Raw genomic sequence first — 22,463 nt, 5'->3', positions numbered from 1 at the left:
CGATGACAGGGTTTAGGCTAGTCCTTATTCCCCAAGTGGACAAGCAGGTGATGACATGACGCTGATGACCGAGCTGCTGCAAATTGCGCTGACGGCGGCCCCGTGGCTGCTGCTGGGGCTGGTGATTGCCGGCATGATCAAGGCATGGTTGCCGGAAAGCTTGCTACAGCGCTGGATGGGCGGGCGCGGCCTGGGCAGCATCGTGAGGGCGGCGGTGATTGGCATGCCGCTGCCGCTGTGTTCCTGCGGGGCGATTCCCACCGCGATTGCCCTGCACCGGGGCGGCGCGGGACGCGGGCCAACGACCTCGTTTTTGATCAGTACCCCAGGCGTAGGCGTGGACTCCATATTGCTCACCAGCGTGTTGTTAGGACCGTTGATGGCGGTGGTCCGTGTGGCTGGCGCGTTGGTAACGGCCATTGTGACGGGCATGCTGGTCGGTTTTACCCGCGATGCTGCAAAGGCCAGCCCCACCGTCGCTTCCGGTGGCTGTTGCTCTTCGAGCGGTTGCCACGACCATCACGCTAACGCCAATGAGTCGGGAGGCTTGAAAGCGGGGCTGCGCTATGCCTTTAGCGACCTATTGGATGATATCAGCGCGTGGATGTTTGCCGGGCTGTTGCTGGCGGGTGTGTTGGTGACGCTGGTGCCGCCGGATACGCTGGCGCAGTTTTCGGGCGGTGTGTTGGCGCTCATGCTGATGGCCGTGGTAGGGGTCCCGCTGTATATCTGTGCGGCGGCGGCTACCCCGGTGGCCGCTGGGTTGCTGTTAGCCGGTATCTCGCCGGGAATGGCGCTGGTGTTCCTGCTGGCAGGGCCGATTACCAGCTTGGCAACGCTGGCCATTTTGCGCCGCGAGTTGGGTAATACCGCGTTGACGGTCTACCTTGTCTGCGTGCTCACCGTGACCGTGCTAGTCGGCTGGCTGTTCGATGCGGCCGTTGCCTTGGCCGGTTGGAACCCAGTGGAGCAGGCCAGCCAAGTGCAAGAGCTGCTGCCCCACTGGTTGGAGTGGTTAGCGTTGGCGGTGCTGGCGCTGGTGGCTATTAGGCCGGTGCGCCGCCGCGTGATGGGGTTTTAAACAAGCGCACGGGCTGGTCACTCGCGCCTCATTGACGCGTCGTCCGGGGTCACGCGCCAAATGGCGTTAGTGAGATCGTCGGCAATGATCAGTGCACCGTCGGGGTCGACGGTCACACCCACCGGGCGACCACGGGTGCTGCCGTCATCAGTGAGAAAGCCCGAGACGAAATCGACGGGGTCACCGCTGGGCTGGCCATTACTAAAGGGTACGAACACCACTTTGTAGCCAACGGGGTCGGCGCGGTTCCAACTACCGTGCTCGCCAATGAACACCCCGTTGGCAAACTCATCACCCATGGACGCGTTCGAGAAAGCCAGGCCGAGCGGTGCCACGTGGGAGCCTAGGGCGTAATCCGGCGCGATGGCACTTTCGACTTTCTCCGGGTTGCGAGGCTGCACGCGGGGGTCGACATGCTGGCCCCAGTAACTGTAGGGCCAGCCGTAAAAGCCGCCTTCCTGAACGGTAGTGAGGTAATCAGGCACGAGATCTGGGCCTAGCTCGTCACGCTCGTTGACCACCGTCCATAGCTGGTCGGTGTCGGGCTGGATCGCCATGGCGGTGGGGTTGCGAAGCCCCGTGGCATAGGGCCGGTGCATGCCGGTGTCAGGGTCGATCTGCCAAATTTCGGCGCGATTGACCTCTGCCTCCATACCGCGCTCGGTGATGTTGCTGTTGGAGCCAATCCCTACATACAGAAACTCCCCATCGGCACTGGCGGTCATCGCTTTGGTCCAGTGGTGGTTGATCTCGGCGGGGAGTAGGGTAACCACCTCGGGTGGTCCGATGGCCTGGGTTTGGCCCTCTTCGTAATCGAAGCGTACCAGGGCATCCTGGTTGGCGACATAGAGGGTGTCATCGATCAGCGCGAGGCCGTAGGGAGCGTTAAGATCTTCCGCAAAGGTGGTTTGTTCTTCATAGCGGCCGTCGCCATCGCCATCGTGTAACAGTGTCAGCCGGTTACCGCTCTGCACGGAGGTCGTGCCTTGTGATTTGATCAGCCCAGCCACGAAATCCTTTGGCTTGAGAGAGGGGGCGTTACCACCGCTGCCTTCTGCCACCAAAATATCGCCATTGGGCAGCACCAGGGTTTGGCGGGGGATCTGCAAGTCGGTGGCTATCGCGGTAATCGTGTAGCCCTCGGGCACGTTAGGGAGAGTGTCGCCCCACTCGGCGGGTTCGGGCACGCTCATGCTGGGCAGCAGGCCGCGGGAAGGCTCGGGTAGCGTGGGGTTTGGCCCGTAGCGGGTGAACTCTTGGGCGCTGACACTACCGGCTGCCAGCATCAAACAGAGCGGCGCGGCATAACAATGCGGACGTCGTAGAGCACGCTTCATGGTTTACCTCCGTGGCCAAAACGGGAAAATCCCATCCAAACGGCGGTGCCCGCAAAAATGGTGACCACCATGGAGAGGGCAAAAGCAATCGGCATCATGCCCCAGGCGTCCTGCGAGTGGATCAGGGCGTTCACAAAGCCGAGCACCCAGGTGAGCAGCAATAGTGCGGGATAGATCAGGAGAATGATGCTGCGCGACTTGGCACGGAAGAAACTAATGAGGGCGCTAAGCAATGCGAGCCCCGCAAACACCAATCCACCGGCATTTAGCCAAGCGGCGAAGGTGGCCCACTGGATTTGATAGCTATTGGCGTAGGCGTAGTCGCTGAGCGTGGCGCCTAGAAACAGCGGCAGACACCCCACCAAAAACACCGAATGAAAGAGGGGCAGCCCACGTTGATAAGTATGCGTACGGGTAGCTGTCACGGCATGCTCCTTATGCTGATCTAGCGAATGGCACTACCTGGCAGAAGTGATGCTGAGCCTCCTTGCCAAGCAATGGTGTCCTGTAGTACCTACCCAGTGTAGGACAGCCGCCAAGATTTACCCAAAGCGAAGCAAGCATCGCCTGAAGGTGGCCGCTGAAGTGGATGACGAACGGTTATGCAGGGAGCCGAGCGATGACCTTGATCTCAAAGTCGAATCCCGCCAGCCACGTCACCCCGACCGCCGTCCAGTTGGGGTAGGGCTTTTCTGGAAACGCACGTGCTTTGGCGGCCATCACCGTCTCGAACTGAGTGTCGGGGTCGGTGTGGAAACTCGTCACATCGACGATATCCTCGAAGCTAGCGCCTGCCGCTGTTAAAACTCGCTGCAAATTGTCGAAGGCGAGCTGTACCTGGGCAGCGAAGTCTGGCTCGGGGGAGCCGTCTTCACGGCTGCCAACCTGGCCCGACACGAATAAAAAATCACCGGTGCGGACAGCCGCCGAATAGGCGTTCTGCTCATAAAGCGCCTGGCGGCCCTTGGGGAAAACGACGTCGCGCTTAGCCATGTACCTATCTCCATTCGTAATTAAAAAATGACTCGTTACTGACGGTGATATCACTTTATGGCGGCGACAGGGGGTGGATAAACGGCCAATTCTGTTCAACATTGTTTGGATATTTCAAACAATGTCGAGGCGTTTGATTCAGCCATGGATCGTTTCAATGCTATGCAAGCATTCGCCCGTGTCGTGGAAACGGGCAGCTTCACCAAGGCCGCGGAAACACTTCACTTGAGTAAGACCAGCGTGACGCAGCTCGTGCAGCAATTAGAGGGGCGGCTGCGCGTTAAGCTGTTGAATCGCACCACCCGCAAGGTGAATGTGACCGCAGATGGGGCCGCTTACTATGAGCGAGTCATCAAGCTGCTGGCCGACCTGGATGATGCCGAAACAAGCCTTTCTGCTGCGTCGCTGCAGCCACGCGGCCGACTGAGGGTCGACGTGCCCAGTCCGTTTGCTCGGATGATCTTGATTCCAGCCTTGCCCGCTTTCTACGCTCGGTATCCCGAGATTCAGCTCGATCTAGGGGTGAGTGATCGCAGAGTGGACCTTTTGGAAGAAGGCGTGGACTGCGTCGTCCGCGGCGGAGAGATGACGGACTTATCGTTGGTGGCACGTCGGGTGGGGGATTTGACGATGGGAGTTTATGCCACACCTGGTTATCTGGAAATGCGTGGTTATCCGGCGCACCCGCAGGCGCTGTCACTCCCACCCCACTACATGGTGAATTTCAGGTGGGAGCGGGCAAATATGGCGTTTCTCAATACCTTGAGGCGTGATGACGAGAGCGTCACCGTGCAAGGGCGCTACGTGATCTCGGTTGATGATGGGAACGCGGGTTTGGCCGCTGGTTTGGCGGGGCTCGGTGTCCTTTGGCTCCCGGATTATATGGCCCGAGAGCATGTGTCTCGCGGTGACCTGGTGCGTTTGTTTGACGATTGGCACATTGATCCGATGCCCATGTATATCGCTTTTCCACCGAACCGGCACGTGAGTGCCAAGCTGCGCGTGTTCATGGACTGGGTAGAGGCGTTAATGGCTCAGCATGCGCCTCGGGTGGACCGACGTCGTCAATGAGCACGAAGCGTTATGTCGTTCGTTCCGCCATGAGGTGCGCCAACCGCTCCAACGCCAGATCCAGACGTTCGACCAGGCCTTTCAGCAGCACGCGACGATCGCCTGGCACATTGCCGTGGCAGGCGAGAGCATCATCCAGCTGTTGCCCCGCGTCGAGAATGCCCTGAGCAGGGCGCCCGTTCGCACCCGCTTCAAAACCGTTGGCAAGCGTGCGCAGCAAATGCGCGTGGGCATCGCGAATGTGTGGGTGCGGCGCGGTATCTAACTGATCTCGCAGGCGTAGGATGGCCGTGCCTACGTCGAGCCCGGTGAGCCCCAGTACGAAGAGGTGGCGCTGCTCTTCTGGCAGCAGGTCATCGTGCTGGGCCAGGTGCAGCAGGCGGTCGGCCATATGGCCGCTAAAGCGCGTTTCCGCTTGATGGGTGGCGCGCTTTCTGAGGTCGTTAATGTCGCGGGTAATGGCGTTGATCAGACGCCGTTTACGCAGCTTGGCGCCGGGCCCCGGCAGCAAACGAAAGGCCATGACCACGCTGGTTAAGCCAATCACGACCGCGACTGCCCGGTTGGCAAAGGCATCGAACGAGAAATCCATGCCGTTACCGGGCATGGTCAGCAAAATATTGAAAATCGTAAACGCGAGGCAGTACCCCATGGTGGCCGGCTGGGTGGCGCCGAGTAGTCCCAGAAATAGCGGGGTACCAAAAATCAGCGCCAGCAGCGGGAAGCCGTTGACTTGCGACAGCAGCACATGGCCAAACAGAAACGCGCTGGGGATCGCAGCCAGCATGCCTTTGTAAAACATCATGGTGATGGCGATGGGGTTGTCGCGGCTGGCAAAAAACGCCGAGAACAGCGTTCCCAGCATCATCGCGATCATGGCGCTTTGCCAGGCAGTGATGATCCAAAACGTGGCCAATAGGGCAAACAGCAGCCCCGAGCGGAAGGCGTTGATGCCTGCCGAGAGGTGGTCGCGGTGCCAAGCCAGCGGGGTGGAGCGCAGCCGATGGCGGCTCGGGTGGGCAATGGCCTCGCGGGCATCCAGCATGACCATGGCGTGGCCAATCGTCTCCCGCAGGCCCAAACGAACGCGACGATCCAAGGGCGCTTCCGATGTTGGCTCATCGCATGTATGTACATGGGTGCGCAGCGCCTGCAGGGCCGCTCTGGCCTCGGTCACGCCCTTGACGTGCTCGGCATCGCGAAACCCTTGGGCGATGCGGCGGGCGAGTTCGATGCTGTGGGGAGCTAGCCTATCGGCGTGGTCGTGCATCAGTTGGTGAAGTGCCTGCAGCGTGGCGAAAAAGCGTAGCGTGCGCCGGGTGAGTACGTGGGTGGCGCGCACCCGGCCTGGGCCAGCAGGGCCTTCAAAGCGGGCAGCTTGGCTGTCGGTTTCCAGCACGGTGAGCGGGGTGAGACTGCCGCGCAATGCGTGTTGCATGGCGGTGACGTCGTCGCTGGCATCTAACCGCAACGCCGCGTGGGTGAAGGCCTCGTTGATCACCGTGTCGGCTTGGGTCGCTAAATGCGTGCCCACATGCGATGGCCACAGTAGCGCGCTGACCAGCATGGCGCACAGGGCGCCTAGCCCCAGCTCGGTCATGCGCGCGACGGCGATATCGAAAATGCCCGCCGGGGCGCTGCCGCTGGAAATGACCACGATGAGCATGGCCGTTACGGCCGCCATGAGGCAGCCGTAGGTGTAGTTATTGCGCCACAGCGAGCCGACGTAGGTACACAGCATGATCCAACAGGTCAGCGTCAGCAGGGCAGGCAGCCGTGCCTGGGCAAACAGCGCCATGATGAAGATACCCACCAGGGCGCCCAGCGCGGTGCCCCCTAGCTGGCAAATGCCTTTCTCGACCACCATGCCGCTCATGGGGCGAATTTGTAGAAACGCTGCCGAAATCAACGCCCAGTAGGGGCGCTCCACGTCGAAGGCCAGCGCCACATAAAGCGCCAGCATCATGGCCAGCGTGGTTTTAATGGCAAATTTTACCGCCGTGGCGTTGGGCGTGAGATAGGTGCGTAAGAAGGGCGGCATGGTTACGGCGAGCTAGCCTGAGCACTCGGTTCAGGACGAACGCGCACGGTGGCGGTCATGCCCACGCTGAGCAGGGTGTCGTCGGGAACATCGTCCAAAGTGATGCGCACAGGAATACGCTGCGCTAATCGCACCCAGCTAAACGTGGGCTGTACCTGGGGAAGCAGCTGTTGATTGAGCGACGTATTGCTGTCGGCAATGCCGCGGCCAATTCCCGCGACGCGTCCGTTCAAGTGGGTATTGCCATTCATCAGCACCACTTCGACCGGGTCACCCACGTCGATGGAGGCCATTTTGGTCTCTTCGAAATAGCCCATGACGTAGTAGGAGTCATCGGCGATCAGCGCCATCACTGGCGTACCGCGATTGACGAAGTTGCCGCTGGTGAGTTGAACGTTGAGTACATGCCCTCTCACAGGGGCGACGACCTGAGTACGGGCGAGATCGAGCTGCGCGCTCTCCAGCGCCGACTGCGCCTGTTTTACATCGGCTTCAGCGATGCGTGAGTTGATCTGGGCGATTTGCTGGGCCTCGGCGCTAATGGCCTGGCGGTTGCTCAACTGGTTGCGGCGCCCTGCTTCCGCACGGTTGAGTTCGAGAGTGGCTTGGCGATGCTCCAGCGTCGCCTGGGCGCTATCGACGGCGGCCTGGTAGCGGGTATCGTCGATGGTAAACAGCGTGTCGCCCTGGGCAACATAGTCGGTATCGGCAACGTCCAGGCGCTTTACCCAGCCGGTGACGTCGGGGGCGATGGTGATCACGTCCGCATGAATCCGGGCGTCCCGTGTCCAGGGGGTGTAAAGATAGTTGCGCCATAGCCACGCCCCTGCGGCGATGGCGATGGCGACGATCAGTAGCGTCAGCAGCACTCTCAGCGATGGGCGCATAGGCGTGTCTCGATCAGGTAAAAAACATGGGCTCAGCCCATTAGGGATGTGCGAGCACCGTCGCGAATAAAAAAGTGGTGGCGGCGGTCAAGATGATAAACAGCGAAATATCGAACCACGCCTCATACCAAAGCGCGACGTGCCCCACCACCCGATGCAGCAGCGAACGCACGACCAGGGTGGCAATGAGGCCAATCAATGCATAGACCAGCAGCGGGCTTATGAAAATACCGCCAATGGCGATCTCTTGAAGTCCCATTCGTCGTCATCCCTTTGAAAACGCTCTAAGAATAGGCGAAGGCCGCGCTGCGGGCCACTTTGGCTTTTGCGTCATGGTGCTGACTCGCATCACGCTTAGCGTTCGCGGCTCAGGCTCTGCACGGTCAAGTCGAGCGCTTTGTACATATCGAGCCGCGCAGAGCGTCCAATATCGGGATGATTCAGCTCGTTGGCGCGTTCCGAGGGGAGAATCGGCGCGGTGAGATCGTCGGCATCGGTGGGTTCGAAGTCGTACTCTTCGCCGATGGTCATGGCGCTACGACGCAGCAGCATACGAAGCTGGGCCGGGGTGAGCGCGGGATCGAGCGACATCATCGCCGCCAGTAGCCCGCCGACCAGCGGCGTGGCATAAGACGTACCGCAGTGCGCTTCGCCCTTTTCGCCCGCCACGGCAGTGGAGCCATGCACGCAGGCGGCCGCGGTAATGTCCACGCGCATGTCGATATTGGAGGCGTTGCGTTTGACCGCGTAACCGGGGTCGTTGACCGGGACGTCTTGCTCGCTGCGCTCGTGCCCGCCCACCACGAAGAGCTGGTCGGTGACGAACGAGGAGGGCAGGCGGTATTCGTCTCGGCTGGAAAACGACGAGGCGTTCCCCGCTGAGTTGACCACCACCACGTCGGGGTGCTCCTCGCGTAGCCATAGGAAGAACTCTTCGAGCAGCTCTTCGTAGCCGCTCATGGCGATGCCGGAGCGTACTAGGGAGTCGACTTCATCGCCGTTGATGTCGATTGCGCCGACGCGGTGGATGCCCCAGCTCCAGTTGATCACTCGGGCACCGTCTTCCACCAAATTCACCGAAGCGGCGACGTTGGCGGTAATGCCTGCATCCGAATTGCGGTCGACGATCACGTCAAATCCTGGGCCAACGTCATCTAGCCCGCGCAGAAAGCCACTGTTGCCGCCCTCGTTCCAGGCGGCGGCGAAGACCCCCGCGACCGTGGTGCCGTGGCCATCCGGTTTGTCGGCGTCGCGGCCGTACACGCAGGTGCGCTGCGCGTCCGCTCGGCAGTCACCCAGATAATCGGCGAAATCTGGGGCGTCAAAATCGACGTTGCGCTCGATCACCCCAATGCGAATGGGCTGGGTGTCGATCTCATCGCCCGCGCGCCCTATGCGCCGTTGATAGAAGTTCACCGCATCGAGAAAGCGGTTGGCGGCCCACTCTTGATCGTCTTCGGCGGCAGGGGGCGTATCGTTCGGTTCGCGCTCGATGCTCTCCTCGGCGCCGGACTCTTCGGTGACCACTGCATCGACGCTGACCTCATTGCCGAGCCGCAGCACCAGGGCATCCCTCTCATCCAGATCATTCGCGGGCAGACGCAATTGGTAGGTGTTCAGCGGGGGGATCATGCCCACGACCTCGGCACCGTACTTATCCGCCAAGCGCCGTGCCTCTTCGGCGCCGTTGTGGCTCTCTTCGATGATCAGGCTGACCAGATTCACATAGGTGCTAATGCCGTCCATGTTATCGGCGACGTCCTCTTGCGTGGCCGCGATTACGTGGCTGCCTCGTAGCGTCAGCCATACCGGATTGCTGGCGCTCTCCTGCTGTTCGATCCATAGCGGGCCGCTCTCGGCCTGCGTCGCGTCGATGTGCAGGCGTAAAAGGTCACCCTGCCGCTCGATGTGATCGGCTGGCAGCGGTTCGCCGTCGAGTTTTACACGGTACGCGGCGCCGTTGAGTCCGCTGACATCGAGACAGAATTCCTGCGTGTCCAGGGTGAGTAAGTTGCCACAGCGCTGTAGCGCTTCGATGCGTAACGGCGCATCGGCGTCGGCCGCTGGTGTCATCATCACCATGCCGCCGACGCACAGTGCCATCCATCCCCAGCTCCAGCGTTTCGCGTCCACATACCGTCCTGCCATCCTACTGACTCCTTTCCATCATCCTTGGATCTCACCTAGCCTACATCGCGTAAGCTGAACGCAGCGTGAACACGTCCTCCTCATCGGGCAGTGTCCTTATCGGTCTTGGCCGTCCTAGCGGGTGCGGAGCTTAGGCAGCGTGCGAGCCACCGGCGGCAGGCGCGTTGCCATGATGAGCGCTGCGAAGGCGGCATACATGGCCCACTCCTGCATGTCGGCGCGTACCACCCAGAAAAAGTGCAGCAGCACCAGCCCCAAAATGCCGTAAGAGCATTTGTGCAGCGGCTTCCAGCGTTTACCGAGGCGCTTCATCGCCCAGCGGTTAGAGGTCGCGCCCAGCACGGCGAGACCGATCAGCGCGATCATGCCAACGATGATATAGGGCCGTTTGATGATCTCGCTTCCCAGCTGAGACCAGTCGAGGCCTAAAATGAACAGGGCGTAGCTGAGCAGGTGCAGCGTAGCGTAGGTAAGCGCCCAGAGGCCTAGCTGGCGTCTGATCAGTGCAAAGCCTTTCCAGCGGGTGAGCTTTGTGAGCGGCGTCAGGCAAAGGGTGAGCAGCAGCATCCACAGCCCCCCGGTGCCGATATTGAGCAGCAGATAGCGCCCTGGCTCGGGGCCAGCGGCGTTGTTGGCGACCATCCAGCTCCAGTAGAGCAGCGGCGCGAGCGCGGCTAAAAAAACGCCCGCCCGCCATATCCACCATTTCGTCTGGCCATGAGTGGGGCGACGTGTGTGGCTGCCCATCAGTAGTGCTTCCTCAAGTCCATACCTGCGTAGAGTTCGGCTACCTCGTCGGCGTAACCATTGAACATCAGCGTGTCGATGGTGTTGGTGTTGAACAGGCTGTTGGGCAGTCGACGCTCGGTGGCTTGGCTCCAGCGGGGATGGTCGACCTCGGGGTTGACGTTGGCGTAGAACCCGTACTCGTCGGCAGCGATCTGCTGCCAGGAGTTGAGCGGCTGCTCTTCCTCCAGTGAAATACGCACGATCGACTTGATGCTCTTGAAGCCGTATTTCCAGGGCACGACCAAGCGCAGGGGCGCGCCGTTCTGGTTGGGAAGCTCGCGGCCATACATGCCCAGCGCCAAGATCGTCAGCGGATGCATGGCTTCGTCCATGCGCAAGCCTTCCACGTAGGGCCATTCGATGATCGAGAAGGAGGAGCGCTGGCCGCGCATCTGCTCTGGGTCGACCAGGGTTTCGAAGCGAACGTACTTGGCGTTACTGGTGGGCTCGGCACGCCGGATGATGTCCGCCAGCGGGATGCCCAGCCAGGGAATCACCATCGACCAGGCCTCGACGCAGCGCAGGCGATAAATGCGCTCTTCGAACTGGGAGGGTTTGGCAAGGTCTTCGAGTGCTATGCGCCCGCCGTTATTGACTTCGCCGTCGACGACCACGCTCCAGGGCTGCGTTTGTAGGCTGCCCGCGTGGCGGGCCGGATCCCGTTTGTCAGTGCCGAACTCGAAAAAGTTGTTGTAACCGCTGGCATCATCGAAGGGGGCAATGCGATCTTTGTCCGGATCAGTGGGCGTGACGCTGCGCCATTCGGTCTCGCTGATTTTTTCTTGGAGCCAAGGCGGCGCATTGCCCTCGGGAACGTCGGTATACGCATCGCTGGCGTGGACACGCCCCGAGAGCGCAAGCCCAGCACCCAAGCCCGCCATGCCGCCCATGAAGCGTCGCCGGGAGAGATAGATCGATTCAGGCGTGACGTCGGATTCGTGTAGATCACTCGGTTTGGCAATTTTGATCAGCATGGAAGTATCCTGTTTGTGCTCGCCGAAAAGCCGTCGCCGTTTGACGTTGACGGAGAAAAAAGGTTCTACGCTCCTTGTATCATGACATTTAGTGGCGTCGTCTGTGCATAAGTTGAGCGTATTGCCTAACGTGACGAGGAGAGAGACAACACGTTTATTCAAGGCAGTGCCGCTCTGTATCCGCTATACCCTTATGACGCAGAACGCAAACATGGTGGAGAGCCGGATAATGAGTTGGATGCCTGATATCGAGCCAAACAGTCCTGATGCTGGCCGACTGGAGGACATTGAGACGCTGATCGTTCCCCGAGCCCGCGACATCGGCGGTTTCGAGGTGCGTCGAGCGCTGCCTGCTCCGAAAAGACAAATGGTGGGGCCGTTCATCTTCTTCGATCAAATGGGCCCGGCCGAATTCCTGCGTGAAGAGGGCATTGACGTGCGGCCGCACCCGCACATTGGGCTAGCGACGGTCACCTATCTTTACCAGGGGGAGTTTCAGCACCGCGATAGTTTGGGTACGAACCAGATGATTCATCCGGGCGCAGTGAATTGGATGGTCGCGGGTAACGGCGTCACCCACTCGGAGCGAACGAGTTCCGCTACCCGTAAACGGGATCACTCCTTGTTTGGCATTCAAACCTGGGTAGCACTGCCTGAGGCTTATGAGGATAAGCCCGCTAGCTTTGCTCATCACGGTGAAGAGACGCTTCCACTGCTTCGCGGCGAAGGCAAAGAAGTGCGTCTGATTTTGGGGAGTGCCTGGGGCGAGCGCTCCCTCGTGCAGACCTTTTCGGAAATGTTTTATGCCGACGCAGTGTTGGCCCCTGGTGCCAAGCTACCGCTGCCTGATCATCATGAAGATCGTGGGCTTTATGTTACCTCTGGCGCGATTGTCGTGGCAGGCGAGACGTTCGAGGCAGGACGTATGATGGTGTTTCGGCCGGGTGATGCGATGACCGTGATGGCGGGCGAGCAGGGCGCGCGGTTGATGCTTCTGGGGGGCGAAACCCTCAATGGCCCGCGCTATATCTCTTGGAATTTTGTTGCCTCTTCACGTGAAAAGCTGGACGCCGCCAAGCAGGCGTGGGTCGAGGGTGACTTCGAGCACGGCCGTTTCAAGCTGCCGCCAGGAGATGAGCACGAGTTCGTTCCCTTTCCCGGACAGCCTGAGCATTAATCTGCGCGCTTGCCTGATGGAGAAACGTGGTCTGTACTTTGATCCAACATCGACACGGATAGCTCACGAGAGGGCGTGAGCGGGCGGCGCAAGCCGCGGGTTGATGGACGATTATTGGCTCACTTTCACTCAATAAGGCAAGTATGAAAAATCACAGCGCGTGGCCTATGTGGTGTGTGCTGGCCGTTACGCTGCTCTTTACCAGCGTAAGCATGGCGCAGTCACAAGGCGAGGAGAGCGCAGACTCCCGTTGGTTTACCATGGATGCGATCAACACCGGGTTGGATGACGTGCCCGAAGAGGCGAAGCGCATGTCGCCGAGGGAGACCATTCGCAGCTTTTTGAATTTCACCGAAGAGGAAAATTACGCCGATGCGGCGCATCTGCTCAATCTTGCGGATATCGATCCCAGCGAGCAAGCAACACGTGGGGCTGAGCTGGCCAAACAACTTGCCGAGGTCTTACGCCGCGGCGAGTGGTTGAACGCGTCTAACTTACCCGGACGCCAGGACGCCGCCATCGAGGACCCTTCCGGCCAGAACCCGCAGGCAGGCCAACCCAGGCGCAACATCGAGCTAGCCGCGTTACGCGTAGACGGACAAGCCTACGATGTGCGTTTGGGTCGCTATCGCGTTGGCGAAGAGGACCCCGTTTGGCTGATCATGCCGGAGAGCGTGTCGTCGATTCCGACGCTTTATGAAGAGTACGGCCCCTCCATGCTGGAGAGCTACATCCCAGAACGTTTCAAGTCCTCGTTTGGCGTCCTGAAAGTCTGGGAGTGGCTGGCAATTCCTGTCTTTCTGGTCATCATTGGTATCGTTGGCGTCGCCACCTATTACCTTGTCGGGCTCATTGCGCGTGTGTTGCCCTCTGGCGTGTCGACCATTTTTGCCGATCAAATCGGCGTGCCGGTCGCGCTGATCGTGATGTCGCTGGTCACTCAGATGCTGCTCGATTATGTGGTGTCGTTTTCGGCCGTGGCTACCACGACGTTTAGAGTACTGCTGATTGCGATCATGGCCTGGGGTGCTGGCACCATTGCGCTGCGACTAGTGGATACCATCATGCTGCGCATGACGCGCCGCTTGGTGGGTGAGATCGATGACACCAAGCCTAGAGACAAGCGTCGCCTGTTAACCTCGCTTTACGCTTTGCGTCGGGTGATTATTTTGATCACCGTCGTGTCGGTGTCGGTTTATGTACTTGGGCAAATCCAGCTGTTTGAGTCTTTAGGCCTATCCATTCTGGCGTCTGCCAGCGTGTTAGCGGTACTGGTGGGTATCGCGGGTCAGGCGGTGTTGGGCAATATTCTGTCCTCGTTTCAGCTCTCGTTGGCCAAACCAATCCGTATTGGCGACTTGGTGATCTTCGAAGGACAGTGGTGCTACGTGGAAGGGATTTTTTATACCTTCATTCGCCTGCGCTCCTGGGATGAGCGGCGGCTGATCGTCCCCGTTACGTACTTTACCTCCAAGCCGTTCGAAAACCTCTCGGTCAAGAGCACCAAAATGTATCGCTTTATGGAGTTAACCCTGCACCTCAGTGCGGATATCTCCCAGGTACGCGAGAAGTTTTTCGAATTCGCCAAGGAAGAAGATAGCGTGATCGAGCACCACAAGCTGCTCTGCTATGTCACTGGCCAAACCGAGCACGCGCAAACGGTCACCTGTTATCTGATGACCTCAGACCCCATGGCAGGCTGGACCGCGGAAATGAACGTCCGCGAGAAGCTGATGGCCTACATACGAGACGAACACCCCGATTGGTGGCCCCGCGACGTTGTGGTGATTAGCCATCATGATATTGCGCGTGGGGAGCGTGCCGCACCAACGAGCGGCCAGCAAAAGAGAGCGACTGGAGAGACCAGCGAGTCAAACGACTCAAGTGATTCGCCGGACGGCAGTGCGGAGTAAGTTCATCAGAGAGGGCAGCGGCTAGACCGCTGCCCTGTTACTAGGGAGATTGTCTGACCTAAGAGGCCAGTTGCGTCTCGGCAAGCCGTTTTGCGCCTGCAAAGTCGGCTTTTCCTGACCCCAAGCGAGGTATCTCTTCCACGGTGAGCCAGTCACTGGGGATCATCAGCGCGGACGTGCCTTGCTGGCGGAGCGCACTCTTGAGCGTTTTGGCATCTAGCGCGGCTTCGCTCAGTAGGACGATCCGTTCGCCTTTGTTGGCATCGGGCAGGCTGACGGCCATCATTGGCGTGTCAGGCTCCTCGATGACCGCCTTGACGGCGGTTTCGACGGCGCTGAGGCTCACCATTTCGCCGCCGATTTTCGCAAAACGCGTGTAGCGGTCGATGAGCGTCAAAAAGCCATCTTCATCGATGAAGCCTTTATCGCCAGTGACGTACCAGCGTTGACCGTCGACGGTTTGAAGTGCCTGCTCGGTACGCTGAGGGTCGTCGAGATACCCCTGCATTACCTGTGGCCCGCTGATCACGATCATGCCTGGCTCAAGGGTGGGCAGCTCCTCGAAGCTCTTAGGATCGACGACCTTGATGCTGGTGCCGGGGAGCGGCATACCGACGGTGCCGGGCTTATTGCCTTTTTGTACCTGCTGGTAGTGAACGCCTGCGGCGTCGGGCAGATTGACGGCCGCCACGGGGGCGGTTTCCGTCGCGCCGTAGCCTTCATAAATAGCTTTGCCGAATTTTTCCGCAAACCCTTCACGCACGCGATCGTCGAGTTTTTCTGCCCCGGCGACCACCACGCGCAGGCTCTTGAGCCTATCGGGCGTGACCTTCGAACTGCGGTTGAACAGTCGCAGCATGCTGGACGTACCGAACATGATGGTGGCGCTGTGTTTGGCGACCGCGTTGGCAGCACCCGAGACATCGGTAGGGTCGGGATGACTGACGAGCGGCAGCCCCTCTATCAGTGGGAGTAACTGGGTGACGGTAAAGCCAAACGCATGAAAGAGCGGCAGTGAGGCCATCACCACATCGTCGTGCTGGGTATTGAGCACGTCGGAGGTCTGTTTGATATTGGCCATCAAGTTACGGTGGCTGAGCATGACGCCTTTTGGCTGTCCTTCACTACCGCTGGAGAACAGAATAGCCGCCGTGGCGTCCGCATCCCGGCTATAGCAGAACAGCGCTTGTAACAACCAAGCGGGCAGCAGGCGTACGGCAAGAAACGTTCCGATGCGTTCCAATCGGGAGAAGCCTGCCTGCAAGTCTTCCAAGTAGAGCACCTGCTGGCCTTCCAGGAGTACGTCGACCGCCAGCCCCCGCTGGCTCAGTTTTTCCACGAAGCGCCGCGAGGTCACGACGGTACGTATATCGGCTTGCTGCAGCGCGTAGGCCAGGGCGGCTTGGCTAGTGGTGTAGTTCAAGTTCACCAGCGTTTTGCCCGCCAGCAACGTAGCCATATTGGCCAGCACTCCGGCGGTGCTGGTAGGCAGCAGTAGGCCAAGCGTCGATTCATTGACGCTGCGATGGCGAAAGCGCTTGGCGAGCAGCAGGCTTGCAGTGAGCGCTTGGCCTGCGTTGAGCGGGCGGCTCAAGGTGTCGGCCAACGCCGCTGCCCTGGGACGGCGCTTGACGCTGCGAATCCAAGCGCTGGGCAGTGTGGGGAGCTCATCGATGGCATGCTGCCAGGAGCGGGTGGCTTGCTCGAAAATGCGCCGCTTCAACACATCGGCAGGCGTGTTGTTAGGCAGCGGTTTGCCAAAAGCGACGACGACCGAGCGGTGCAGCGGCGCGTTACGTAGCTCTTTGAGCTTGCTCGACGAGCGTGAGAACTGGCTGCCCCACAAGCCGCGCAGATAAAATGGCACGATGCGCACGTCTGGGTGGGTCTGTTGACAAGCACGCTCATAACCACGGCGCAGCTCGCCGAGCTGGCCGTTGCGGCTGATCGCTCCTTCGGGAAACAGACACACCACTTCACCGGCGTTGAGCTGTTCGGCAACGGCTGCCAGGGCGTTCTCTGCCCCAGTGCCGCGCTCGATGGGAATGCAGCCCAGCGCTTTGAAAAACCAACGCAAGTACCAACGCTGATAAATGCTTTTCAGCATGACGAAGCGTACCGGGCGCGGGCTGGCAATTTGCACCATGGCCCAGTCTACCCAGCTAATGTGATTGCCCAGCAGTAGCACGCCACCCTGGGCGGGCAGATTCTCGAGCCCGTGAACGTCCACTTTATAGCGACGGGTGAGCAAAAAGCTCAACATGAAGCGCACTAGGCTCTGGGGCAGTTTGAAAATCGTATAGCCACCGCCCACCATTGCCACGCTAGCGACCAACAGCAGCAAGTAATGGCTGTCCACGCCTGCCAGCGCAAACAGTGCAGTGAGCACCAAAAAGCCCAGCATCGAGAGGTTTTGTATCCAGTTATTGGCCGCGAGTACCGTGCCTAGCTCGTGGTCTGCCGCATGAAACTGAATCAAGGCGTTGAGCGGCACGATAAACAGCCCGCCCATCATGCCAATGAACACGAAGTTCAGCGCTTGGCTCGTGGGCGTCGTGAACAACGGCAAACACCACAATCCCACCGCGATGCCCACGGCCCCCAGAGGTATTAAGCCGGTTTCGATGCGATTGCGGGAGAGCCTGCTGGCTAACAGCGAGCCCAGGGCGATGCCGATACCGCTGGCGGCGAGAATGGCTTGTAGCACCAGCGTGTTCTCGATGCTGAGCGCCTCTTTGGCATAAGCGGGGAAGGCGGCCAGCAGCACTTGCCCGACCGACCAGAACGTCGCTAAGCCAATGATGGAGAGCCGTAGCACAGGCTGATGGGCAAGAATGCTTAAATTCTCTTTCAGCACGGCGCCGCTACGGTAACGGGCCCAGGTGAGCGGGGTAGCCGCCGGCTGCGCGTCGTCCGGCTTGAGCCGATAAAGAGCGACGACCTGCAGGCCGCTATTAAGCACCAGCAGCCAGCCCAGCGGGGCAATATGGCGTAACAGCTCACCTGGCGTGTGGACGCTAGACGTCACCCAGTGTTCGAAAAGGGCGGTGAATGCCACCGTTCCGGCCAGAATGGCACCAATGGTCACCGCCTGAACGAGCCCGTTGGCTTCGGCGAGCCTCGGTTTACCAAACAGTCCTTTCATTAAGCCGTACTTGGCGGGCGAATAGAACGCCGACTGAATGGCCAGCAGCAGCGTCATTGCAAAGGCAAGCCAAAACCAGCCTTGGTAATAGGCAGCCGTGATGCCTAGCGATACCGCTACCGCCGCCCAGGCGGAGAGCCTGAGCACGCGTACTTTGGGCGTGCTGTCGGCCACATGGCCTGCCGGGCTGAATAGCAAAATGAACGGCAGCAGAATCAGCGCGTTCACCAAGGCGGTGAGCACGACTTGAGTCGCGCCATCATAGCTTTTGAAAATCGTATTCTGAATGACGATTTTATGCCCGAGATCTACGAAAGCGTTGAGAAAAATGGCCATCAAGTAGGGCCAAGCGCCTGCAATGCGCAGCAAAGGTTGCATGGTGTGTCGCCTTAATCGCCGAAAGTGTAGGCACTGTCGGCAAATGGGGTGAGCGTTGCAATACTCACCGTTCAAGTTGCGTTATGGGGGCTTTCCGGTATCGTTATACGCTACTTTTCCACGTGTCGGAGGCCCTGTGAGCCAAACCAGCGCGCTTATCGATACGTTGAAGCGCCAACTGCGCGCCCAAGGTTACACCTATGCCGATGTGGCGCGGTGGCTTGAACTGAGCGAAGCGTCGGTGAAGCGGCTGTTCGCAGATAAGCACGTTACCTTAGAGCGCTTGGAAATAATTTGCGACCGGCTCAATCTGGAATTTTCTGAATTGATCAGCGCCATGCACGCCGATGAGCAGCGGGTGCAGGAATTGACCCAAGCGCAAGAGCAGCGCATCGTCGACGACCGTGAGCTGTTTTTGGTGGCGGTATGTGTGATCAACGGCTATCGCTTCGAAGAGATTCACCACCAATATCGGCTGAGCGAGGCGCAGTGCATTCGCCATTTGCTGACCCTCGAGCAGTTGAAGCTCATCGAGCTGCTGCCAGGCAATCGTATTCGTCGACGGGTGGCGGCGAATTTTCGCTGGCGCCCCGGCGGTCCGATTCAGCAATTTTTCCAGCAGCACATCGCCACCGAGTTTTTTCAGTCGCGGTTCGATCGCGACACCGAAAAGCTCATGGTGCTCAATGGCCTGCTCTCCCAGGCGGGCAGCGCCGAATGGCAGCAGATCATGCAGCGCCTAGCCAATGAGTTTCACGCGCTGTGCGAACGAGAAAGCAACCTGCCCCTGCAACAGCGCTTTGGCACCACCTCGGTGCTGGCGGTGCGTCAGTGGCAGTCCACGCTATTTAAAGATGTGTCCCGCACTGCCATGCCCAACAAACGCCCTAACGAGACTTCTTTGTGACCCATCGATCCCCTTTTCAGGCTTTGGCCTGCCCGTTAGACGGCGAACCGCTCCATTTGGAAGGCGGCACCTGGCGGTGTGCGTCAAACCACAGTTTCGATGTGGCCAAACAGGGGTACGTGAATTTGCTGCCCGTTCAGCAGAAGCGTTCCACCGACCCCGGCGACAGCAAAGCCATGGTGGCGGCACGTCAGCGTTTTTTGGCGGCGGGTGAGTATGCGCCCATTGCCGAGGCGCTGAGCCAGGCGGTCGTGAGCCACGCCGATCAGACACAGGCAGAGACGTATTGCTGCCTGGATGCTGGCTGTGGCGAGGGGTACTACTTACGCCAGTTGGCCCACAACGTTCCCGAGTCGCAGGCGCTGTCACTATTGGGGCTGGATATCTCGAAGTGGGCGGTGCAGTCGGCGGCGAAGCAGGACGATAAACAGGCACCCATTTGTCGCTGGGTTGTCGGCAGTAATGCCCAATTGCCGGTTCAGTCGGCAAGCGTGGATAGCGTGCTGTGCATGTTTGGCTTTCCGGTGTATAGCGAGTTTGCGCGTGTGCTTAAAACGGGCGGGCAGCTGATTCAGGTTGACGCGGGGCCGCAGCACCTGCGCGAGCTACGGGACATTATTTACCCCACCTTAAAACCTACTCGTGAGAAAGAAACCAACGTACCGGAAGGGTTTGCCCGCCGCGCTTCCGAGCAGATTTGCTACGCTATTTCGTTAGAAGGGGGAGACGTTATCCGCGATTTGCTGACCATGACGCCACATTTGTATCGTGCCAGTGCGGAGGGGCGCGAAAAAGCGGCTGCTTTAGATCAGCTGACGCTCACGATCGATGCCCAGCTCACCGTATGGGAGAGGGTTTGACGTATAAACGCAAAAAGGCCCGCCGAGGCGGGCCTTTTTGTTGAACCGTTCACCTAGAGGGCAAAGGTTCTAGCAAACTTTTCAGTGCTATCGAAAGCGATAGAACTTAGGAGATTTGCTTGATGTTAGACGCCTGAAGGCCTTTTTTGCCCTGGGTAACGTCGAAGGAGACGTTAGCGCCTTCTTGCAGGGTTTTGAAGCCGTCGGCCTGAATTTCGGAGAAGTGTGCAAACAGGTCGTCACCACCGTCAGAAGGAGCGATGAAACCGAAGCCTTTGGTGTCGTTGAACCATTTAACTGTGCCAGTTGCCATTGTGTAGATCCTTTCGCGCGAATGCGCTGTCGTAAAGTTCCTGGTATGACTCAGATGAAGTAGCGGGTGAAACAAGGAATACAAGATCAGGCTGCCGAAAAAGATCGTACGCTTCTGAAACCATGCTGCTTGCTAACCACTGGCGCTACAGTGTCATGCTTCCAGGGTTAGGTCAAAGCCTTTCGCGTTTATATTACGATGACCGCTGAGCGTCAATCATTTCCAGCCCATCTTCCAAATGCTGGCATCTTTGAGTGCTTGCCAGGGCAGCGTGCTTTCTCGGTGGGAGTGCACCGCTTCAAGCACCACGTCAACGACATTTTCCTCCTCGTCACGGAGCAGTTGCGTCACGATGAAGTGTTTCTCCTTATGTCGGGGAGTCACGGCAGTCCATTTGCTGTGGTGTAACTTGTTGGGGTTGATGCGGTTCATTAAGGCTCCAAGTTCAGTAGATCGGCAGCGTTCGTGAAGGAGGCTGTGCGTGTGGTCAAAGGGGCCGTGCTAAGCTATTTCACCTACGTGACATGCTCACGCGCTATCGCTCTCTATGTCAGCCATTCATAGTGATGGTTCATGGCATGGTAGGTTCCACGGATTTATCTGGACAGGACATTCAATGACATATCTCTGGAAGCGCTATCTTCAAGCATCGCTCATCCTCCGTGTGACGATTGCGCTGATACTGGGCGTGCTGGTGGGCATCGTGGGTGGTGACGAAGTGACCGTTTGGCTAGCGCCCGTGGGGGATTTACTGCTCCGGCTACTGACGTTTCTGATCGTTCCCATCGTGCTGTTCACCCTCATGGTTGGGGTGAACCAATCACGGGAAGGCAGTGCCGGCCGTGTGGGCGGTAAGGTGTTCCTCTACTACTTAGGCTCTTCTGCGCTGGCCATTACGGTGGGGCTGACCGTTGCCACTCTATTTAGCCCGGGCAGCGGCATGACGCTCAACGACAGCGCGAGTTTTTCGGTGCCCGACAACCCTGGCGTGGTCGATGCTCTGCTCAACATCGTGCCGAACAACATCGTGGGTGCCTTTGCCGAGCTCAATATGCTGGGCATCATCTTTACCGCGCTGGTGTTTGGTATTGCGCTGCTCAAAATGCGTCAGTCGGAGCAGCAGCATGCGCTGGGTGAGCAGCTTTACCAAGTGATCGAGGGGCTGAATGCCGTCACGCTCAAAGTGATGTCGGGCGTGCTGCATTTTGTGCCCATTGGCGTTTTTGCCATCGTTGCCGAAACGGTGAGCCAGCAGGGTATGGAAACACTGCTGTCGTTGGGCGATATGGTAATGGTGCTGTATATCGCACTCGGAGCGCAGCTATTGATTTACTGTGCGGTCATGCTGCTGTTCGGTGTGAGGTTGCGCACCTTTTTCGGTGAGGCGCGCACGCCGATGGCCACTGCATTCGCAACCCAAAGTAGCTCCGGTACGTTACCCATCACGATCAACGCCGCACAGCGGCTGGGCATTCCGAAAAGCATTTATGGCTTTAGCTTGCCGCTGGGGGCAACGCTCAATATGGACGGTGCCGCCATCCGTATTGCCATTTCAGCGGTGTTTGCCGCCAATGTCATGGGAGCTCCTCTCGACTTCATGAGCATGGTGCAAATCGTACTGATTGGTACGCTGGTCACGGTGGGCACCGCCGGGGTGCCGGGTGCGGGCATTATCATGATCGCCACCGTGTTCGCGCAAGTGGGGCTGCCCATTGAAACCGTGGCGCTACTCACTGCCATCGATGCGTTGGTCGGCATGGGGGCAACGGCGTTGAATGTCACGGGGGATTTGGTGGGTACCTCTGTGATTGCCAAAAGTGAAGGGCATTCACTCGCTGAAACGCCTGACGAAGCGGGCGGTCAGGCGGCGGAAAACGGTTGATACGCGTTTTGACGATAGGAGTACACCATGATTCACGAACGTGAGTATCGTTATTTGCAGCGTGCCGTGGTACTAGCTGAAGAGGCGCTCGATGCGGGAGACGAGCCTTTTGGCAGCGTATTGGTCAGCGCTCAAGGCGAGATACTGGCGGAAGACCGCAACCGCATTGCTGGCGGTGACGCGACGCAGCACCCTGAATTTGCTCTAGCGCGTTGGGCGGCGAATCATCTCACGCCGGAAGCGCGTGCGGCTGCGACGGTGTATACCTCGGGTGAACATTGCCCCATGTGCGCGGCCGCCCATGGCTGGGTGGGGCTGGGGCGCATTGTTTACGTCAGTTCGACCGAACAGTTATGTCAGTGGCTCGCCGAGTGGGGCGTGGCCGCACCGCCCGTGGCAACGCTATCGATCAACGAAGTAGTGCCAGGGCTTACGGTAGAAGGTCCGGTACCTGGCCTGGACGAGCAGGTTCACGCTTTGCATCGCCGTTTGCACGGCAAGTAACCGAGCCGTATCAGCTAGGGTTAAAGAGAACTAGGGTTAAAAGAGAACGCCGCTTTGCGCAAG

The 22,463-nt window shown here is 59.1% G+C and carries 20 protein-coding genes; 8 read left to right on the top strand and 12 right to left on the bottom strand.

Annotated elements, in window-relative coordinates:
- The first annotated feature begins 55 nt into the window (after positions 1–55).
- A complete protein-coding gene (locus tag MHM37_RS09760; protein ID WP_239296506.1) occupies positions 56–1,081 on the top strand; it encodes an SO_0444 family Cu/Zn efflux transporter in 1,026 nt (341 codons plus the stop codon).
- Between the two features lie 17 nt (positions 1,082–1,098).
- Here MHM37_RS09760 and MHM37_RS09755 read toward each other — a convergent pair whose 3' ends face one another.
- The 3 genes from MHM37_RS09755 to MHM37_RS09745 form a co-directional block, all read right to left on the bottom strand.
- Positions 1,099–2,418, bottom strand: coding sequence for a sorbosone dehydrogenase family protein (locus MHM37_RS09755; protein WP_239296505.1), 1,320 nt, complete (start codon positions 2,416–2,418; stop codon positions 1,099–1,101).
- Positions 2,415–2,843, bottom strand: a complete 429-nt coding sequence (locus tag MHM37_RS09750) for a hypothetical protein (RefSeq protein WP_239296504.1) — start codon at positions 2,841–2,843, stop codon at positions 2,415–2,417. Before MHM37_RS09750 ends, MHM37_RS09755 begins: the two co-directional genes overlap by 4 nt.
- Before the next feature lie 175 nt (positions 2,844–3,018).
- Positions 3,019–3,411 (bottom strand): RidA family protein, encoded by a 393-nt coding sequence (locus tag MHM37_RS09745; protein ID WP_054641267.1) that lies wholly within the window; start codon positions 3,409–3,411, stop codon positions 3,019–3,021.
- A gap of 144 nt (positions 3,412–3,555) precedes the next feature.
- Here MHM37_RS09745 and MHM37_RS09740 point away from each other — a divergent pair, with 144 nt between their 5' ends.
- Positions 3,556–4,482, top strand: coding sequence for a LysR family transcriptional regulator (locus MHM37_RS09740; RefSeq protein ID WP_239296503.1), 927 nt, complete (start codon positions 3,556–3,558; stop codon positions 4,480–4,482).
- 10 nt (positions 4,483–4,492) lie between these two features.
- Here the strand turns inward: MHM37_RS09740 and MHM37_RS09735 are convergent, their stop codons facing one another.
- The 6 genes from MHM37_RS09735 to msrP form a co-directional block, all read right to left on the bottom strand.
- Positions 4,493–6,523: an FUSC family protein gene (locus MHM37_RS09735; protein WP_239296501.1), complete on the bottom strand. Its 2,031-nt coding sequence runs from the start codon at positions 6,521–6,523 to the stop codon at positions 4,493–4,495.
- Between the two features lie 2 nt (positions 6,524–6,525).
- Positions 6,526–7,410 carry an HlyD family secretion protein gene (locus tag MHM37_RS09730; RefSeq protein WP_239296499.1) on the bottom strand — a complete coding sequence of 295 codons (885 nt, stop codon included), beginning with the start codon at positions 7,408–7,410 and terminating at the stop codon, positions 6,526–6,528.
- 40 nt (positions 7,411–7,450) lie between these two features.
- Positions 7,451–7,669: a DUF1656 domain-containing protein gene (locus MHM37_RS09725; protein WP_139525193.1), complete on the bottom strand. Its 219-nt coding sequence runs from the start codon at positions 7,667–7,669 to the stop codon at positions 7,451–7,453.
- 95 nt (positions 7,670–7,764) lie between these two features.
- On the bottom strand, positions 7,765–9,558 hold the full coding sequence (locus MHM37_RS09720; RefSeq protein ID WP_239296497.1) for a S8/S53 family peptidase: 1,794 nt from the start codon (positions 9,556–9,558) through the stop codon (positions 7,765–7,767).
- 114 nt (positions 9,559–9,672) lie between these two features.
- Positions 9,673–10,305 (bottom strand): protein-methionine-sulfoxide reductase heme-binding subunit MsrQ, encoded by a 633-nt coding sequence (msrQ, locus tag MHM37_RS09715; RefSeq protein WP_239296495.1) that lies wholly within the window; start codon positions 10,303–10,305, stop codon positions 9,673–9,675.
- A complete protein-coding gene (gene msrP, locus MHM37_RS09710; protein WP_239296494.1) occupies positions 10,305–11,321 on the bottom strand; it encodes a protein-methionine-sulfoxide reductase catalytic subunit MsrP in 1,017 nt (338 codons plus the stop codon). The genes msrQ and msrP overlap by 1 nt, the downstream gene beginning before the upstream one ends.
- Positions 11,322–11,550: 229 nt before the next feature.
- On the opposite strand from msrP, the gene MHM37_RS09705 reads away from it, so the two are divergent.
- Positions 11,551–12,498 (top strand): pirin family protein, encoded by a 948-nt coding sequence (locus MHM37_RS09705; RefSeq protein WP_239296493.1) that lies wholly within the window; start codon positions 11,551–11,553, stop codon positions 12,496–12,498.
- A gap of 143 nt (positions 12,499–12,641) precedes the next feature.
- Positions 12,642–14,411 (top strand): mechanosensitive ion channel family protein, encoded by a 1,770-nt coding sequence (locus MHM37_RS09700; protein WP_239296492.1) that lies wholly within the window; start codon positions 12,642–12,644, stop codon positions 14,409–14,411.
- Between the two features lie 58 nt (positions 14,412–14,469).
- Here the strand turns inward: MHM37_RS09700 and MHM37_RS09695 are convergent, their stop codons facing one another.
- Positions 14,470–17,934 carry an acyl-[ACP]--phospholipid O-acyltransferase gene (locus MHM37_RS09695; RefSeq protein ID WP_239296491.1) on the bottom strand — a complete coding sequence of 1,155 codons (3,465 nt, stop codon included), beginning with the start codon at positions 17,932–17,934 and terminating at the stop codon, positions 14,470–14,472.
- 136 nt (positions 17,935–18,070) lie between these two features.
- On the opposite strand from MHM37_RS09695, the gene MHM37_RS09690 reads away from it, so the two are divergent.
- Positions 18,071–18,841 (top strand): helix-turn-helix transcriptional regulator, encoded by a 771-nt coding sequence (locus MHM37_RS09690; protein ID WP_054645108.1) that lies wholly within the window; start codon positions 18,071–18,073, stop codon positions 18,839–18,841.
- A complete protein-coding gene (locus MHM37_RS09685) occupies positions 18,838–19,701 on the top strand; it encodes a putative RNA methyltransferase (protein ID WP_239296490.1) in 864 nt (287 codons plus the stop codon). Before MHM37_RS09690 ends, MHM37_RS09685 begins: the two co-directional genes overlap by 4 nt.
- A gap of 106 nt (positions 19,702–19,807) precedes the next feature.
- Here MHM37_RS09685 and MHM37_RS09680 read toward each other — a convergent pair whose 3' ends face one another.
- Both MHM37_RS09680 and MHM37_RS09675 read right to left on the bottom strand, forming a co-directional pair.
- The gene (locus MHM37_RS09680) at positions 19,808–20,014 is read right to left on the bottom strand and encodes a cold-shock protein (RefSeq protein ID WP_054641274.1); all 207 of its coding nucleotides are present in this window, start codon (positions 20,012–20,014) and stop codon (positions 19,808–19,810) included.
- A gap of 216 nt (positions 20,015–20,230) precedes the next feature.
- Positions 20,231–20,446: a TIGR02450 family Trp-rich protein gene (locus MHM37_RS09675; protein WP_054641275.1), complete on the bottom strand. Its 216-nt coding sequence runs from the start codon at positions 20,444–20,446 to the stop codon at positions 20,231–20,233.
- A 184-nt stretch (positions 20,447–20,630) separates the two neighbouring features.
- On the opposite strand from MHM37_RS09675, the gene MHM37_RS09670 reads away from it, so the two are divergent.
- Both MHM37_RS09670 and MHM37_RS09665 read left to right on the top strand, forming a co-directional pair.
- Positions 20,631–21,896 (top strand): dicarboxylate/amino acid:cation symporter, encoded by a 1,266-nt coding sequence (locus MHM37_RS09670; protein ID WP_139525200.1) that lies wholly within the window; start codon positions 20,631–20,633, stop codon positions 21,894–21,896.
- 27 nt (positions 21,897–21,923) lie between these two features.
- A complete protein-coding gene (locus MHM37_RS09665; protein WP_153842185.1) occupies positions 21,924–22,400 on the top strand; it encodes a nucleoside deaminase in 477 nt (158 codons plus the stop codon).
- Positions 22,401–22,463: the final 63 nt, after the last annotated feature.

The organism is Halomonas sp. MMH1-48 (assembly GCF_022348105.1).
Lineage (GTDB): Bacteria > Pseudomonadota > Gammaproteobacteria > Pseudomonadales > Halomonadaceae > Vreelandella > Vreelandella piezotolerans.
The sequence above is the reverse complement of the archived record's forward strand: the minus strand, read 5'-3'. Positions and strand labels throughout refer to the sequence as shown.